The organism is Dactylosporangium sp. CA-092794, assembly GCF_050948465.1.
In the GTDB taxonomy this organism is placed as follows: Bacteria; Actinomycetota; Actinomycetes; order Mycobacteriales; family Micromonosporaceae; genus Dactylosporangium.
This window is the reverse complement of record NZ_CP192044.1, coordinates 5,534,691-5,550,701: the sequence shown is the minus strand read 5'-3', so window position 1 is coordinate 5,550,701 and position 16,011 is coordinate 5,534,691. Positions and strand designations below refer to the sequence as shown.

Sequence of the window (16,011 nt, the reverse complement as noted above, 5' to 3'; positions counted from 1 at the left end):
GCACCGGTCCGGCCCCGGACCCGCGGGTCCGGGGCCGGATCAGCGCGGTACCGCGCGCAGGTCCACAGCGTGCCACTGCGCGGCGCTCTCCTCGCCGGTGGACCAGCACAGCAACCCGCCCCGGGTGAACACCAGGGACACGCCGTCGGCGACCCGGTAGAGCCGCGCCGCCGCGATGTCGTAGACCATCAGCCGCGCGGCCCGCCCGTCGCTGTCCGACACGATCTCGAACCGGTCGAGGACGGCCACCTCGTCCGTGGCCGCCCGCACGCTCCCGGGCCCGATCCGCCGGCGCTGGGACCCGTCCGGGCGCATCAGGTCGACCCGGGTGACGCCGCTGCCCGGCAGCCCGGTCACCCGGCACCACACCGGGGTGCAGGCCGCGGTCTCCGCCGCCGACTTGGGCACGCCGACCCGCCGCCCGGTCGTGAGGTCGACGAGGTCCACCGGCGCGCCGCGGCGGGCGTCGGTCACCAGCCACGGCCACGCCGTCAGGCGGTAGCCGCCCTCGAACGTGGCCACCGCGACCGGCCCGCCGTCCGGCGCGACGGACCGGACCTCGGTCACCGGCTCGGGCGAGGCGCCCACCGCGATCCAGTGAATCCGGCCGTCGGCGACGACCAGGTCGTACTCCCGGTCGTAGAACACCCCGGCGCCCACGTCGCCGGTGACCCGGACCGCCGGGCCGGCGCCGTCGGCGGGCGCGCGCCAGATCGACAGCCCGCCGCCGTCCTGGGCCAGCACGTGCTCGACCCAGTAGAGCATGCCGTCGCTGACGGTCAGCCCGAGGTACTGCGGCAGCCCGCTCGCCGGCAGCCGGCGCAGCTCCTCGACGCCACCGGCGCCCCTGCGCAGGAGCCGCTCCGCGGTGCCGTCCGGGGTCGGCGCCGAGCCGAACGACACGCCGAGGTCGAGATAGAGCAGCGGGTTGTACCGCGTGCCGTCGGCGAGCCGCCCGGGCACGGCCGACGCCGGGGCGTCCAGCGGCGGCGGCGGGGCCGGCGGGGCGGACGGTGCGCCGGCCGGGCCGGGCGGCGTGCGCACCGGGCCGCCGCCGACCGCGACGAGCCAGCCGCCGGCCAGCAGCGTCACCGCCAGCGCGGCGACCCGGCCCCGGCGGGAGTTGCCTCGGGTCACGGGCAACGACCCTAACGTCGCGCCGGGCCGATGCGGGATTGCGAATGTGTGCAAGCGGTTTGACTGTGGAAATGAAAACCGATACCAAAAAGGGGTGAAAGCTGCCTTCGTCGGCAAGGGTGGGAGCGGAAAGACCACTCTGGCCGGATTGTTCTGCCGGTTTCTCGCGGTCCAGGAAGGGCCGCGGGTGCTGGCCTTCGACGCCGACATCAACCAGCACCTCGCCGTGGCGCTGGGCGCGGACCCCGACGAGGCGGCGCTGCTGCCCGCGCTCGGGGACCATTTGGAGGAGATCAAGGAGTACCTGCGGGGGGACAACCCGCGCATCGCCTCGGCCGCGGCGATGCTGAAGACCACGCCGCCCGGGCCCGGGTCGCGGCTGGTGCGGGTGGACGAGCCGAACCCGCTGTACGAGCGGCTGGTACGCACCGTCGGCGGGGTGCGGCTGGCCGTGACCGGCCCGTTCGCCGCCGACGACCTCGGGGTGGCCTGCTACCACTCGAAGGTCGGCGCGGTCGAACTGCTGCTCAACCACATGGCGGACGGGCCGGGCGAGTACGCGGTGGTGGACATGACCGCGGGCGCGGACTCGTTCGCCTCGGGCCTGTTCACCCGCTTCGACCTCACCTTCCTGGTGTGCGAGCCGACGGTGCGCAGCGTCGGGGTGTACCGGCAGTACGTCGGCTACGCGCGCGACCACGGCGTGCGGATCGCGGTCGTGGGCAACAAGGTCGACGACGCCGACGACGTGGCGTTCCTGCGCGCCGAGGTCGGCGACGACCTGCTGTGCTGGGTGGGCCGCTCCGGGTTCGTCAAGGCCGCCGAGCGGGGCCGGTTCCTGCCGATCGCCGATCTGGAGCCGCCCAACGCCCACGCCCTGGCCACCATGCGCGCCGCCCTGGACCGGTGCGAGAAGGACTGGCCGCGCTACGCCGCGCAGGCCGCCGAGTTCCACGCCCGCAACGCGGTCGCGTGGGGCAATGCCCGCACCGGCGCCGATCTCAGTGCCCAGATCGAACCCGGCTTCAACCTGGCGCCGGCGACCGCCGCCGCGCGCTGACCATCCGCACCGTAGGAGGAGCGAATGTCCCTGGACGTACCGACCGCACTGCTGGAGCGGGCCGAGGCCGGCCCGGTCGACGACGCCGAGTTCGTCGCCGTCGTGCGGGATTCCCTGCCGTACGCCTGGCAGATCATCAGCGGCGTCGTCGACGACCTGCGCACCGGCGGCGGCGAGTTCGCCGACCACAGCGTCCCGCCGCCCAGCGAGGCGGAGCGCGGCCAGCTGCTGCGCGCCCTGGCCAGCGACGCCATCCGCGGCGGGCTCGAGCGGCACTTCGGCGTGACCCTGGCGTTCCAGAACTGCCACCGGGTCGCGGCGTTCACCCGGGACGCCGTCGGTGGCGAGCGGTACCGCGCGTTCGTCTCGCCGCGCGGGCAGCTGCTCAACCAGACGCCGGAACTGCGTGACTGCTGAGTCGACACCGCAGGTCGATCTGTTCCTGCTGGCCGGCCTCTTCCCGGGGGCCGGCCACGCGGGCACCCTGCGCGCCGCCGCCGACTACGCGGTGGCCGCCGAGCGGGCCGGCTTCGGCGGTGTCTGGCTGGCCGAGCACCACTTCGGCGAGTACGGCGTCTGCCCCTCGGCGGTGACCCTGGCCGCGCACCTGCTGGGCCGCACCGCCCGGCTGCGCGTCGGCACCGCCGCGGCCATCCTGCCCAACCGGCACCCGGTCGCCCTCGCCGAGGAGGCGGCCCTGCTCGACGCGGTCTCCGGCGGCCGCTTCGACCTCGGCGTCGCCCGCGGCGGGCCGTGGGTCGACCTCGAGGTGTTCGGCACCGGCCCGCGGCGGTACGACCACGCCGGCTTCGCCGCCGCCCTCGACCTCCTGCTCGCCGCCGTCTCCGGCGCCGCCGTCCTGTCCGGCGACGGCGACGGCGACGGCTTCCGGTTCCGCGACGTGGCGATGGTCCCCCGGCCGGCGCGCCCGCTGCCGGTGTGGGTCGCCGCCACCGGCACGCCGACCGTCGAGCTGGCCGCGGCGCGCAACCTGCCGCTGCTGCTCGGCATGCACGACGACGACGCCGCCAAGGCCGCGATGCTGCGCCACCACGCGGCTTCCGGCGGTACCACGGCCGGACACGTCTCGGCGCACCTGGCCTTCGTGGCGGACAGCGTCGCCGAGGCCGAGTCGGCGCTGCGCCGCGCCATGCCCGGCTGGCTGCGCGCCGCCCAGGCGACGGTGCGCATCGACGGCTCACCGCCGCCGCGCCGCGACCCCGCCGCCTACCTCGACCACCTGCTCGCCACTCATCCGGTCGGTCCCCCGCAGCGGTGCGCGCGCCGGCTGCGGGCGACCCTCGCCGCCACCGGCGTCCGCCGCCTGCTGCTCATGGTCGAAGGCGGCGGCGATCCCCGCCGTACCCTGGCGAACATCAACCGCCTCGGCCGGGAGGTCCTCCCGGCGCTGCGGGCCCCGTAGGATCGTCCCGGTGGTGGTGCGGCAGGTGGATCCGGTGCTCGTGATGCGCCTCAACCAGGCGAGAGGTGCCCAGGACCCACACGCCGGTGGTCATCATGGCCAGCGCGACGATCTCGACGGCGACCGCGAGCGGCTCGATCCGCAGCGCGCCGCCGAGGATCCCGACGCCGATGGCGACCCCGGCGATCGGCTCGGCCGCCGTCGCCGCCGGATAGGAGACGGTCAGCGGCGCCAGCTTGTAGGCGCTCTGCGCGAGCAGCATGCCGACCGCGGCGACGGCCACGATCGCGTAGGGCGTCCAGGACAGCAAGACGGCCAGGGGCCCGCCGCCGAAGAGCCGGTGCGCCGCGGTACTGGTGAGCGCCGCCTGCAGGCCGAAGAGCATGCCGGCGCCGAGCCCGAGCATCGCCGCCTCCTGCTGGCGGCGCAGCGTCCGCGCGACGTGGACCAGCCCCCAGGTGATGAGCCCGATGGTCCCGGCCGCCAGTCCCCACTGCCATAACGGCGGGTTCGGCAACGGCCCGGTCCGCGGCCGGCCGGCGACCAGGAACGCCGCCAAGCCAACGACCACGGCGAGCGCGCCGAGCCATTCTCTCGGCCCGATCCGGTACCGGCTCCACATCGCCGCGACCGACATGGCGAACAGCAGGCCGCTGACCGTGAGCGGCTCCACCAGGGCGACGCTGCCGAGACCGAGCGCGGCCCCGGTGAGCAGGTTGCCGACGACCGCGACGGCGAGGCCGCACAACCACAGCCGCTGCCGCAGCAGGTACCCCAGCAGCCGCCAGTGCAGCGTGGCCCCGGCCGGCGCGCGGGCCGCGACGCGCTGCTGGATGGCGGTGCCGATCCCGGTCAGCGCCGCGGCCCCGGTGGCCAGGGCGTAAATCACGGCGCTCGGCTACCCGGCGGGCCCGTCGCCAAACGGTGGGGCGGGGCTTCCCTATCCGTGCCAGGTACAGGACGCGGCCGAGGTCGGCCGGCATCCGCTGCACACCGGTGCCACCCCGCCGCCCGGCGCCAACCCGATCACCGGCCTACTCTGCGCAACCGCGGCCCAACTCGCCCCGCGCACCGGCCCTCGGCCTTGCGGAGTCGCACTGCTCGTCGCCGCCGACTACGAGCAACCCCAGTGGGGGCATCGCGACCGGAACTCTCCGCGATCATGCCGTAGTCGCCGCCCGCACCACACGTTTTCCATGATCGCGGAAGAGCTATGTACCCATAGGTACCATATGTCTCCACGATCACGGGAAACCCGGCGCGCGCCGGTGGGAGGCGCACGATCGCGGAGAGATTCGTTCGGTCCGGCCGGGCGGGCGGTAGCGGCGGGGCGAGGAGGCCCGGGTGGTTACCTGGATGTGCCTTCTTGACCTGGTCGGAGGGCCCTTCGAAGATTGGGCGAGTGAAAATCGTCGTATTCGGAACCGGGTTTGTCGGCGGCGCGCTCGTGCGCGAGTTCGCCGGCCTCGAACGGGACGGCATCCTCACCCGCACCAGCTACGACGTCGTGCCACCCCAGGTGAGCTACCAGCTCACGGCGCTCGGCGTCAGCCTGCTACGGGCGGCCACCCCGCTCATCGACTGGAGCGCGGGCCACGTGCCCGAGATTGCGGCGGCTCGCGCGGACTACGATCGCAACGTCAGCCCGCTGAGCTGAGGAACCCCTCCACTTTCAAGCTATACCGTACCCCGGGGCTTGCGGCAAGACCCGGGTCGTGGCGCAGAATCGCCGGCCGGGGAAAGAACCACCAGCCAGCTCAGATGGGTACCGTCACGTGAACCTGCCGACCATCAGCGTCTTCGACCTGCCCGAGAACCTGTCCGCCAAGGCCGACCCGGCGCTGATCGCCGGCGACGAGCGGCACTTCGCGGCGATCGCCGCGCGCCTCGCTCAGGTGACCGCCGAGCTGTCCGGCCGCCTCGACGCCGAGCGTCAGGCGCCCGGCGGCCTGGGCCAGCGGGCGATGGACCGGGACCTGGAGATCCACCGGCTGAGCGCCCGCCTGCGCACCCTGCGCCGCTTCGGCCTGGACCTGTGCCTGGGCCACATCGTCGCCGCGGACGACACCGAGCCGGTCTACATCGGACGGCTCGGCCTCACCGACAGCGCCGGGCGCCGCCTGCTGCTCGACTGGCGCTCCCCGGCGGCCGAGCCGTTCTTCGGGGCGACCCACGCCAACCCGATGGGTTTGCTCAGCCGCCGGCGGTACCGCTGGATCCGCGGCCGGATCACCGATTACTGGGACGAGGTGTTCACCGCGGACGGGTTCGAGGGGCGCGCCGCGCTCGACGACCAGTCCGCGTTCATCGCCAGCCTGGGCGGCAGCCGGTCGGGCCGGATGCGCGACGTCCTCGCCACCATCCAGGCCGACCAGGACGCCATCATCCGCGCCGGATCCGCGGGCGCGCTCGTGGTCGACGGCGGCCCGGGCACGGGCAAGACCGTCGTCGCGCTGCACCGCACCGCCTACCTGCTCTATTCCGACCCGCGCCTGGACCACCGCCGGGGCGGGGTGCTGTTCGTCGGCCCGCACCAGCCCTACCTGGCCTACGTCGCCGACGTCCTGCCCAGCCTGGGCGAGGAGGGCGTGCAGACCTGCACGCTGCGGGACCTCGTCGCCGAGGGCGCGGCGGCGACCATCGAGGCCGACCCGGAGGTGGCCCGGCTGAAGTCGTCCGCCGATATGGTACGAGCGATCGAGGCGGCCGTGCGGTTCTACGAGGAGCCGCCCGCGAAGGCGATGACGGTCGCGACGCAGGAGTCCGACCTCCGGCTGACCGCCGGCGACTGGGCCGACGCGTTCCAGGCGGCCGGGCCCGGCACCCCGCACAACGAGGCCCGCGACCAGATCTGGACGGAGCTGGTCACGATCCTGCTGGACAAGTACGACGGCGACGAACCGGAGGAGCTGCTGCGCCGGTCGCTGCTGCGCAACCGGGAGCTGGTCACGACGTTCAACCGGGCGTGGCCGCTGCTCGAGGCGGCCGACGTCGTCGGGGACCTGTGGTCGGTGCCCGCCTATCTGCGCAAGTGCGCGCCCTGGCTCAGCGCCGAGGAGGTACGCCGCCTGCGGCGCGCCGACGCCCAGGCCTGGACGGTGTCCGACCTGCCGCTGCTGGACGCGGCCCGGCAGCGGCTCGGCGACCCGGAGACGTCGCGGAACCGGCGCCGGCACGAGGCCGCCGTCGCGACCGAGCGCGAGCGCATGAACCGGGTCGTGGACGACCTGAGCGAGGCGGCCGACGACGAGTACGGCGTGGGCCTGGTGACGATGCTGCGCGTCGAGGACTTCCACGACGCCCTGGTCGACGAGGCCGCCCTGCCCGGCGCCGACCCGGACCGGCTCGCCGGCCCGTTCGCGCACATCGTCGTGGACGAGGCCCAGGAGCTGACCGACGCCGAGTGGCAGATGCTGCTGCTGCGCTGCCCGTCGCGCAGCTTCACCATCGTCGGCGACCGCGCCCAGGCCCGGCACGGCTTCGCCGAGTCGTGGCGGGACCGGCTCCGGCGGGCCGGGCTCGACCGGATCGACCTGGCCTCGCTGGGCATCAACTACCGCACGCCGGCCGAGGTCATGGCCGAGGCCGAGCCGGTCATCCGGGCGGTGCTCCCGGATGCCAACGTGCCGGCCTCCATCCGCGGCACCGGCGTCCCCGTGCGGCACGGCTCGACGTCGGAGCTGCCCGCGATCCTCGACGCCTGGCTCGCCGCGCACGCCGAAGGGATCGCCTGTGTCATCGGCGACCCCGCCTTCCCGGCGACGGACCGCGTCCGGTCGCTGACCCCGGTGCTGTCGAAGGGCCTCGAGTTCGACCTGGTCGTCCTCATCGACCCGGACGCGTTCGGCGACGGCGTCGAGGGCGCGGTCGACCGCTACGTCGCGATGACCCGGGCCACCCAGCAGCTGGTCGTGCTCACGAGCCCCTGACCCGGCCCGACGCCGGCCAACGCGACCAGCCACCGGACGACGGCGAGCACGCCGCCAACCATCGGCGCCGCGGTGGTCGCGTTCGGGCTACGCGGCCGGCACCGCCGAGCCTGACGCGCAGGCGGTTCCCTGGTGACGGCGGTTCTCGGCGATGAGGTTGTCGAGCGTGTCGCGCGTGCGGAGCAGTTCCCCGATGTACCCGTCGAGGCGCTCCCGCTCCTCCACCAGCCGCAGCCAGGCGTCGTCGGTCCGCTCGGCGCTCGGGGAGTCCACGCACGGCAGCAGCTCGGCGATGGTCCGGCTCGACAGGCCGGCCGCGTAGAGGTGCTGCAGGAAGCGAACCCGCTCCACGTCGCTCTCGACGTAGGTCCGCTGGCCGCCGCCGCTGCGGGTGCTGCTCAGCAGCCCCTGCTCCTCGTAGTACCGCAGCGAGCGGACGCTCACCCCGGCCTGCTCCGCCAGCTCACCGATGCGCATTGTGACCTCCACGACAACTCTTGACCCTGACGTCAATGGTAGGTCCTAGCGTCGACGCCATGACACCGTTGTTGTTCGACTCGTACGATCTGGCCGGCCTCCGGCTGCCCAACCGGATCGTGATGGCTCCGATGACCCGCGTCCGCTCCAACGCCGAGGGCCTGGCGACCCCGTCGATGGCGGCGTACTACGCCCAGCGCGCCACCGCCGGCCTGATCGTCTCGGAGGGCGTCCAGCCCAGCCTGCTCGGCCAGTCCAACCCGTTCACGCCCGGGCTGCACACCGACGCCCAGGTGACGTCCTGGAAGCCGGTCGTCACCGCGGTCCACGCCAGCGGCGGGCGTATCTTCGCCCAGATCATGCACGGCGGCCGGATCAGCCACCCGGACACCACCGGCCTGCAGCCGGTCGGCCCGTCGGCGATCGCGGCCCGCGACGCGATGGTCTTCTCCCCCACCGGCCCGCAGCCGGCGCCGGTCCCCCGCGCACTGAGCACCGCCGAGGCCGCCCAGGAGGCGCTGTCCTACGCGGCGGCCGCGCGCCGGGCGGTCGAGGCGGGCTTCGACGGCGTCGAGCTGCACGGCGCGAACGGCTACCTCATCGGCCAGTTCCTGTCCACCAGCGCCAACCAGCGCACCGACGGCTACGGCGGCTCGGTCGCCGGCCGGATCCGCTTCGCCGTCGAGGCGGTCGCGGCCACCGTCGACGCGATCGGCGCCGCCCGGGTCGGCATCCGGCTCAGCCCCGGTGCGGGCATCTGGGACGCGATCGACGAGGACGTTCCCGAGCTCTACGGCGCCCTGCTGCGCGAGCTCGCCCGGCTCGGGCCGGCCTACGTGCACCTCGAGGCGACCACCGACGAGGAGACCCTGGTCGGGCTGCGCCGCGCCTGGCCCGGCGCGCTGCTGGTCAACCCGTCGAACCCGATGGGCCCCGCGCCGACCGACCGCAAGCGCGCCGAGCACTGGCTCGACCTGGGCGCGGACCTGATCAGCTTCGGCCGGGCGTTCCTGGCCAACCCGGACCTCGTCGAGCGGCTGCGCCGCGACCTGCCGCTCGACGAGGCCGACCAGGCGACGTTCTACACCGGCGGCGACACCGGCTACCTGACCTACACCCACTACCGGTACTGAACGAACGCGGACCCGGTGGCGGGCGGGGCCTATCGTCACGAGCATCATGGGTGAGCTGGGGGACGAGCTGTCGCGGCACCGCCTGCGCTTCGGGTTGCTGGCGCTGCTGGTCGTCGCGACCGCCGTCGGCGCGTTGTGCCTGTCCGTGATCCACAACTGGCTCGCCGCCGTGACGCTGGTGCCGGTCGGGCTGGTCGGCTGGCTGGTCGTGACGCGGGGCCGGGACCTTCTGGTCGTCTACCGCGACGGGTTCACGCTGCGCCACCGGGGCAAGGTCAGTGCGTGCCGGTGGGGTCAGATCCGGTCGGCGGACGTGCGGATGGGCACGGACCGGCGGCTGCGGGTGCACGCGGTGACGACGCGCGGCGGCGAGCGGATCGCGTTTGGGCGGTTCATGGGTGGTCTCGACGCGCTGCACCGGGCGTACCAGACCAGGGGCGGCCGGGACCTGCCCGTCGAGTACACGCCGGGCGGCGACGGGATCGGGGCGCCGGTCGCGACCTATCACGTGCGGCGCAGCCGCTGGGACCTGACGGTCCTGCTGCTGCCGGGGTTTCTGCTGCTGATCGCGGTGTTCCTGGTGTACGCCGCGATCGGCGTGCCGGACCGCGATCCGGGGGACATCGCGGGCGCGCTCGGGTGCGTCACGGCCGCGCTGGCGTTCGGCGCGCTGCTGCTGTGGGTGGTCCGGGGTGACCGCGACGACGAGCTGCGGATCCACGAGGAAGGGTTCGCGTACCGCCATCGCCGCTCCGTGCTGGAGTGCCGGTGGGACGAGATCGCGGATTTCCAGTACCACCGGCGCGGCGGGCTCGCCAGCGTGATGAAGCTGGACGGCACGTGGATCTCACTGTCGTCCAGCCTGCCCGAGGTCCAGCAGTTCGTAGCGCCGCGCGTGCGCCGGTTGCCGCGACCGTGAAGCGCGCGACAGAGCGCGGACAGTAAGCGCGCCACCCGGGCACCGGCACCGCCGGCCCCTGGCGACGTGGCGGCCGGCGTGGTGACCGGAACTCTCCGCGATCATGCTGTACCCGCCGCCGACACCAACGGTTTTTCATGATCACGGAGCGCTGATGTACCCCCGTGTACCGAAAGCCTCCGGGGTCATGGCAAACCGATGGTGCGACCACGACGCGCATCATGATCACGGAGACATACGTCCGCGCAGCCCGACATGAGGTCGCTCAGGGGGGCACGGTGGCGCAGGAGCGTGGGCAGGCCGAGGTCGGGCAGGATGCCGGGCGCGGCCGGGCCGGCGGTGGCGCCCGGCGGGGCGGCGGCGAACCGGGCCCGGACCCAAGCCGCGAACCGGGCCGGGTCGCGGAAGGTCTCGGCCAGCCCGGCCGCGGTGAGCAGCGCGGCGTTGGCCGCGCCGTGGGCGGCGATGGGGCGGTACATCGCGATCTCGACGCCCGCGGCGATGGCCTCCAGCACCGTGACGCCGCCGCCGTTGGTGACCAGCAGGTCGGCCGACCGCAGCAGTTCGGGCATGCGGTCGACCCAGCCCAGCACGCGCAGCCGCCCGGGCGGTGCCGGCAGCCGGGTCAGGCGCCGGCGCAGCGCCGCGTTGCGGCCGCAGACGACCACGACGGTGACCGCCGGGACGCCGCCGACGAGGGCCCGTACCGCCTCCTCGACGGCGCCGAAGCCCAGCGAGCCGCAGGAGATCACCACCGCGGGGCGGGCCGGATCGAGCCCGGCTCGGCGGCGGGCGGCCGCCCGGTCACCGGGACGGAAGCCGGCCGCGACCGGCGGGGCGCACACGGCGATGCGCGCCCCGGGGGCGACGGCGGCGGCGAGCGGCACGGCCGCCGGGTGCATCACGAGGGTGAGGTCCAGCCGGGGGTACACCCACATCGGATGCGGCGCGAAGTCGGAGACCCAGGCGCCGGTCGGCACGCGCAGGCCCCGATGCTCGCGCAGCCAGGCCAGACCGGCGCTGGCCAGCGGGTAGGTCGAGAGGATGACGTCCGGGCGGCAGTCCTCGACCAGCGGCGCCAGCCGCCGGCCGGCCCAGGCGCCGACGAACCGCTTGACGGCCCGGGTGAACCAGCGGTGGCGCCACAGCGCGGCGTAGAAGCACTGGTACAGCCACGGGGTCAGCTCCACGCTGGTCACGTAGATCCGCCGGAACGCGCGGCCGACGCCGCGGCCCATGACGTCCAGCGTGTCCGCCCACTCGATCGCGCTGCCGGGCCACAGCCGGCGGGCCCGCTCCTCCAGCGCCCGGCCGGTGGCGTCGTGGCCGCCGCCGATGTCGGCGGACAGCACCAGCACGCGGCGCGGGGACGACGCCCCGTCCGGCCGACCCGCCATCCCCACCTCCCTCCCGACGCGAACCGGCGGACGCTACCCCTTGCGCGCCACCGCCAAACCGCGGTTTGCCGCGCCGGCCCAGGGGTACGCACGAGCACCATGTACGGCGCGGTCAGCAGGCACCTGCAGGCGTTGTACGCCTACGCGCGGCACGTGGACGACGTCGGCGACGAGCCGGGCGCGCTGGACGAGGTGGCGCGGCAGATCGGCCGCCTCTACGCGGGCCGCCCGATCGCCGACCCGGTCGTGCGCGCCCTCGAACCGGCGGTGACCGGCCACTGCCTGCCGCAAGGGCCGCTGCTGCGGCTGATCGAGGCCGGCCGGCCGGACCGGGCCACCGGGCGGTACCCCAGCTTCGGCCGGCTGACCGAATACTGCACGCTGTCGGCGAACCCGGTCGGCGAACTGGTCCTGCACGTCTTCGGGCGGGCGACCGCGGAACGCATCGCCCTGTCCAACCGGATCCGCACCGCCCTGTGGGTGATCGAGCACCTGCGCGACGTGCCGGAGGACCGGCGCCGCGGCCGGGTGTACCTGCCGGGTGAGGACATGGCCCGGTTCGGCGTCACCGAGGACGACCTGGACGGCCCGGCCGCGCCGCCCGACCTGCGCGACCTGATCGCGTTGACCGCGCAGCGGGCGGAGGCCTGGCTGGACTCCGGCGCGCCGCTCGTGTCGACCCTCGACGGCCGGGCCCGGCTGACCGTCGGCGGCCAGGTCGCCGGCGGCCGGGCCGGGCTCACCGCCCTGGCCCGGGCCGAGTTCGACCCGCTCGCGAACCGGGTGACCGTGCCGCGCCGCCTGGTCCTGCGCCACTGGGCGACGGCCACCGTCGCGGCGGCCGGCTGACCGGGAGCGCGGAGGGTGCCGTTGGATCAGCCGATGGCCGGGGTACTCGGCACGGCGCTGGCGGTGTGCGCGGCGGCCGCGTTCGGCGGGTCGTCGGTCCTGCAGTACCGGGCCGGCCGGAAGGTACCGCCGGAGCGGGTCGGCCGGCCGCGGCTGCTGCTGCACCTGCTGCGCGAGCCGGCCTGGCGCTGGTCGGTGCTGCTCGCGCTGGTCGCGTTCGGGCTGCAGGTCGCCGCCCTCGAGCTGCTGCCGCTGATCTTCGTCCAGCCGGTGCTCGTCACCGGGCTGCTGTGGTACATCGCCCTCGCCGCGCTGGCCGCGCACCGGCGGCCGGACCGGCTGGTCGTGGCGGGCGCGGCCCTGTGCATCGCCGGCCTGTCCGGCTTCCTGCTGCTGGCCCGGCCGACCGCCGGGGCCGGCCAGGGCCTGGACTCGCCGGCATCGGCGGTGACGCTGCTCGCCGCGGTCACGGTCGCGGTCGGCGCCTGCGTCGCCGCCGCCCGCTTCGTTTCGCCGCAGTGGCGCCCGCTGCCCCCGGCGCTGGCCGCCGGCATCTGCTACGGCACCACCGCCGGGCTGCTCAGCAGCGCCACGGCCACCTTTCCCCAGGGGTTCCTCGCGACGATGGGCCGGTGGGAGCCGTACGCGATCACCGTGCTCGGCCCCAGCGGCGTGCTGTTCAGCCAGAACGCGTTCCAGGCCGGCCCGGTCGGCGCGCTGGCGCTGGCCACGATGACGGCGATGGACCCGCTGGTGTCGATCGCCATCGGCCTGGTCTGGCTGGACGAGCGCATCGGGGCCACCCCGTGGGCCATCGCCGGCGAGATCGCCGCGCTCGCCGTCCTGACCGGCGCGATCGTGCTACTGGCCCACCACGCCCCGCACGTGCGCGCCGCCCCGCCGCGAGATCGGCCACCCGACTGACCGCCCGCCACACTGGTCGCTCACCGGCCGCGTCGGGTAAGTTGAAGCGTCAAGTACCCGCTTGGAGGCCGTCATGGCACCGCTGACCGCGTATCCGCACCTGTTGAAGCTGCCCGCCTGGGCCCTGGCCAGTGCGTCACATCGCTTCGCAGCCGTCGACTGGACCCGGCCGGAGCTCGCCCAGGGCGAGCGGGTGCTCGCGACCGAGCGCGACGGGCCGACCCGACGGCGCGTCGTGGCGACGCAGCACGCGGTGTACTTCCAGGATCTCGACCACGGGTTCCGGTCCTGGCACCGGCTGGGCTGGGAGCAGGTCGAGCACGCGCGATGGGATGCCGCGCGCGGCACGTTGCGGCTGGTCAGCCTGGTGCCGCAGCTCGTGCCCGACCTGACCCTGCGGTTGGCGGCTCCGGGCCGGCTGCCGGATCTGGCGCGGGAGCGGGTCACCGCGACGACGCTGGCGCGCGTGCCGCTGCGGCACGCCGGGCGGGTCGCCGGTTGGCTGTCGGCTCGCCGCCCGGTCGCGGGCGACGCCGAGGTGACCTGGGTGGTGCGCCTGGCGCCCGGTGTGGCCCTCGCCGACGCCGACGTGGACCTTGCCATCCGCGACGCGCGGGCGCACACCGGGCTCTGAGCCGCCGCGGCTACCAGCCCAGCTCTCCCCCGATCTGGACAACGGCTTGCAGCAGCCGTGCGTTGAAGTCGACGCCGAGCTGGTTCGGGACCGCGATCATGACCGTGTCGGCGTCGCGCACCGCCTGGTCCTTGCCGAGCTCGGCGACGATCTGCTCCGGCTCGCCGATGAAGCTGCGCCCGAACCGCGACGTGAAGCCGTCGATCACGCCGACCTGGTCCTGGGAGTCCCGGCGGGAGCGGGCCCCGAAGTACAGCCGGGTCTCGTCGTCGATGATCGGCAGCACGCTGCGGGTCACGCTCACCCGCGGTGTCCGCTGCCAACCGGACTGTTCCCAGGTGCGGCGGAACAGCCCGATCTGCTCGGCCTGCAACTCGTCGAACGGAATGCCCTTCTCCTCCAGCAACAGCGTGGAGGACATGAGGTTCATGCCCTGCCGGGCGGTCCACTCGGCGCTGGAGCTGTTCCCGGAGCCCCACCAGACGCGCTCCCGCAGCGTCTCCGACTGCGGCTGGATCGCCACGCCGCCGCGAACGCCCATCCGGGGATCGCCCTGAGCGACCGGCCGCCCTTCGATCGCGCCGAGAAACGCGTCGGTGTGCTCGCGGGCCATGTCGGCGTCGGTCTGGCCCTCGGCCGGCACGTATCCGAAGTGGCGGTAGCCCGCGACGACCGTCTCGGGTGAGCCGCGGCTGATGCCCAGCTGGAGCCGCCCGCCGGAGATCAGGTCGGTCTGGGCCGCCTCCTCGGCCATGTACAAGGGATTCTCGTAGCGCATGTCGATCACCCCCGTGCCCATCTCAAGCCGCGACGTGCGGGCCGCGATCGCCGCCAGCAGCGGAAACGGCGACGCCTGCTGCTCGGCGAAGTGGTGTACCCGGAAGAACGCCCCGGCCACCCCGACCTCCTCGGCCGCGACGGCCAGCTCGATCGACTGGATCAGCGAGTCGCGCGCGGAGCGCACCACGGACCCAGGAACGTCTCGCCAATGGTTGAACGACAAGAACCCGATGCTCTTCTGCACCCCAGCATCCTGCGAGAGCGCCCGCACGCCGCACAAGTAGGCAGCTGACCCAGTCGCGCCGGCGGTCGGCGAAGAACTCGGCGATCCGGCGCCGGGCGTCCGTGGCGGACGGACCGTCCTCAAGGACGGCAGCGGGTCGAGCGTGGCGCTGCGGATGATCGCCGCGAACGGTGCCGATGCGACCGCTCGTTGGCGGATCTGCCGGGAGCGGGCTCGACCACCTGACCGGGCTGTACCCGGTGCCGATGAAACGGCGCGGCCGGGGCCGCGCCGTTCGACGGGGGTGGTGCGTCAGAGGGTCTGGAAGGTCGGTAGCAGGTTCCTGGCCATGCGCCAGCTGATGTTGGCGCCGGCCTCGTTCTGGGCCAGCGACAAGCTGGGCTCGGGGCCGCCGGTGGTGCCGTTGTAGGCGATGCAGGTGTACTGCGGGCGGCCCTCGATGACGTGCGACGAGCAGGACGGGGCCAGGACCGAGATGATCGTCTGGTTGCTGTGCACCAGGACCGCGGCCAGGTTGGTGTTGGTGAGGCCGGTCCGGGCGCGGGCCATCAGGGCGACCGGGGCGATCTCGTCCTGCGAGTAGCCGAGCTGGTCCAGCGCGCCCTTGTCGACCACGACGGTGAGCAGGCTGTCGATGAGCGTGACGCAGCTGGTCACGTTGAGCGCGAAGGACTGCTTGTTGTCCGGGGTCAGCGCCTCGAAGTCGGCGAAGTCGATCACGGCCTCCTCGGCGCAGGCCCGCGCCTGCGCGGTGGCGACCGCGTCGATGTGGCTGATGATCTCGGCCTTCGCGCTGTTGATCGCGGCGATGATCTGTGCCGTGGCGACCGACCCCGAGCTGGTGCTCGAGGTGAACGCCTTGTAGGCGGAGATGGCCGTGCTGATCACGGTGATGATGGTGCCGATGTCGGCGGGCTGGGCCCCGGCCGGCTGCGCGGTCTTGCGGGGCTCGGCCGCCAGCGCCGGGCTCGCGCCCAACGCGATCGGCGCGGCCACGACGGCGGCGACGAGCAGGCCGAGCATTCTTTTCTTCACACTCTGCTCCTGATCACTCGAGAACCATGCATCGAGGTATATGAGTGTTTGCGGGCAGGATCAGGGTAGT

General features: G+C 74.1%; 16 protein-coding genes. 10 read left to right on the top strand and 6 right to left on the bottom strand.

Annotation, left to right across the window (positions count from 1 at the left end):
- Nucleotides 1–39 precede the first annotated feature (39 nt).
- A complete protein-coding gene (locus ACQPXD_RS23815; RefSeq protein ID WP_432842063.1) occupies nucleotides 40–1,137 on the bottom strand; it encodes a hypothetical protein in 1,098 nt (365 codons plus the stop codon).
- Between the two features lie 94 nt (nucleotides 1,138–1,231).
- Between ACQPXD_RS23815 and ACQPXD_RS23810 the strand changes: the two genes are divergently transcribed.
- Genes ACQPXD_RS23810 through ACQPXD_RS23800 form a run of 3 tightly spaced genes read left to right on the top strand, consistent with a single transcriptional unit; the run spans nucleotide 1,232 to nucleotide 3,620 of the window.
- A complete protein-coding gene (locus ACQPXD_RS23810) occupies nucleotides 1,232–2,197 on the top strand; it encodes an ATP-binding protein (RefSeq protein ID WP_432842061.1) in 966 nt (321 codons plus the stop codon).
- Nucleotides 2,198–2,221: 24 nt separating this feature from the next.
- Nucleotides 2,222–2,614: an SCO5389 family protein gene (locus ACQPXD_RS23805; RefSeq protein ID WP_432842059.1), complete on the top strand. Its 393-nt coding sequence runs from the start codon at nucleotides 2,222–2,224 to the stop codon at nucleotides 2,612–2,614.
- Nucleotides 2,604–3,620, top strand: coding sequence for an LLM class flavin-dependent oxidoreductase (locus ACQPXD_RS23800; RefSeq protein WP_432842057.1), 1,017 nt, complete (start codon nucleotides 2,604–2,606; stop codon nucleotides 3,618–3,620). The genes ACQPXD_RS23805 and ACQPXD_RS23800 overlap by 11 nt, the downstream gene beginning before the upstream one ends.
- Here the strand turns inward: ACQPXD_RS23800 and ACQPXD_RS23795 are convergent.
- Nucleotides 3,574–4,509: a DMT family transporter gene (locus tag ACQPXD_RS23795; protein WP_432842055.1), complete on the bottom strand. Its 936-nt coding sequence runs from the start codon at nucleotides 4,507–4,509 to the stop codon at nucleotides 3,574–3,576. The two genes, ACQPXD_RS23800 and ACQPXD_RS23795, sit on opposite strands and share 47 nt — an antisense overlap.
- A gap of 513 nt (nucleotides 4,510–5,022) precedes the next feature.
- Here ACQPXD_RS23795 and ACQPXD_RS23790 point away from each other — a divergent pair.
- Entirely contained in the window at nucleotides 5,023–5,277 is a 255-nt protein-coding gene (locus ACQPXD_RS23790) for a winged helix-turn-helix transcriptional regulator (protein ID WP_432842053.1), read from the top strand.
- A gap of 118 nt (nucleotides 5,278–5,395) precedes the next feature.
- A complete protein-coding gene (helR, locus tag ACQPXD_RS23785) occupies nucleotides 5,396–7,549 on the top strand; it encodes an RNA polymerase recycling motor ATPase HelR (RefSeq protein WP_432842051.1) in 2,154 nt (717 codons plus the stop codon).
- Nucleotides 7,550–7,636: 87 nt separating this feature from the next.
- On the opposite strand, the gene ACQPXD_RS23780 is transcribed toward helR, so the two are convergent.
- Nucleotides 7,637–8,026 (bottom strand): MerR family transcriptional regulator, encoded by a 390-nt coding sequence (locus ACQPXD_RS23780; RefSeq protein ID WP_432842049.1) that lies wholly within the window; start codon nucleotides 8,024–8,026, stop codon nucleotides 7,637–7,639.
- A gap of 59 nt (nucleotides 8,027–8,085) precedes the next feature.
- Here ACQPXD_RS23780 and ACQPXD_RS23775 point away from each other — a divergent pair, with 59 nt between their 5' ends.
- The gene (locus ACQPXD_RS23775; RefSeq protein WP_432842047.1) at nucleotides 8,086–9,159 is read left to right on the top strand and encodes an alkene reductase; all 1,074 of its coding nucleotides are present in this window, start codon (nucleotides 8,086–8,088) and stop codon (nucleotides 9,157–9,159) included.
- A gap of 46 nt (nucleotides 9,160–9,205) precedes the next feature.
- Nucleotides 9,206–10,078, top strand: coding sequence for a hypothetical protein (locus ACQPXD_RS23770; RefSeq protein ID WP_432842045.1), 873 nt, complete (start codon nucleotides 9,206–9,208; stop codon nucleotides 10,076–10,078).
- Between the two features lie 185 nt (nucleotides 10,079–10,263).
- Here the strand turns inward: ACQPXD_RS23770 and ACQPXD_RS23765 are convergent, their stop codons facing one another.
- Nucleotides 10,264–11,475 (bottom strand): MGDG synthase family glycosyltransferase, encoded by a 1,212-nt coding sequence (locus tag ACQPXD_RS23765; protein WP_432842043.1) that lies wholly within the window; start codon nucleotides 11,473–11,475, stop codon nucleotides 10,264–10,266.
- A 99-nt stretch (nucleotides 11,476–11,574) separates the two neighbouring features.
- Between ACQPXD_RS23765 and ACQPXD_RS23760 the strand changes: the two genes are divergently transcribed.
- From ACQPXD_RS23760 to ACQPXD_RS23750, 3 genes are all read left to right on the top strand, one after another.
- Nucleotides 11,575–12,324, top strand: coding sequence for a squalene/phytoene synthase family protein (locus ACQPXD_RS23760; protein ID WP_432842041.1), 750 nt, complete (start codon nucleotides 11,575–11,577; stop codon nucleotides 12,322–12,324).
- 21 nt (nucleotides 12,325–12,345) lie between these two features.
- Nucleotides 12,346–13,248: a DMT family transporter gene (locus ACQPXD_RS23755; protein WP_432842039.1), complete on the top strand. Its 903-nt coding sequence runs from the start codon at nucleotides 12,346–12,348 to the stop codon at nucleotides 13,246–13,248.
- 73 nt (nucleotides 13,249–13,321) lie between these two features.
- A complete protein-coding gene (locus tag ACQPXD_RS23750) occupies nucleotides 13,322–13,882 on the top strand; it encodes a hypothetical protein (protein ID WP_432842037.1) in 561 nt (186 codons plus the stop codon).
- Between the two features lie 10 nt (nucleotides 13,883–13,892).
- Here ACQPXD_RS23750 and ACQPXD_RS23745 read toward each other — a convergent pair whose 3' ends face one another.
- Complete coding sequence (locus ACQPXD_RS23745) at nucleotides 13,893–14,906, bottom strand: LLM class flavin-dependent oxidoreductase (RefSeq protein WP_432842035.1); 1,014 nt, start codon at nucleotides 14,904–14,906, stop codon at nucleotides 13,893–13,895.
- Nucleotides 14,907–15,197: 291 nt separating this feature from the next.
- A complete protein-coding gene (locus tag ACQPXD_RS23740) occupies nucleotides 15,198–15,941 on the bottom strand; it encodes a hypothetical protein (protein ID WP_432842033.1) in 744 nt (247 codons plus the stop codon).
- Between the last annotated feature and the right edge of the window lie 70 nt (nucleotides 15,942–16,011).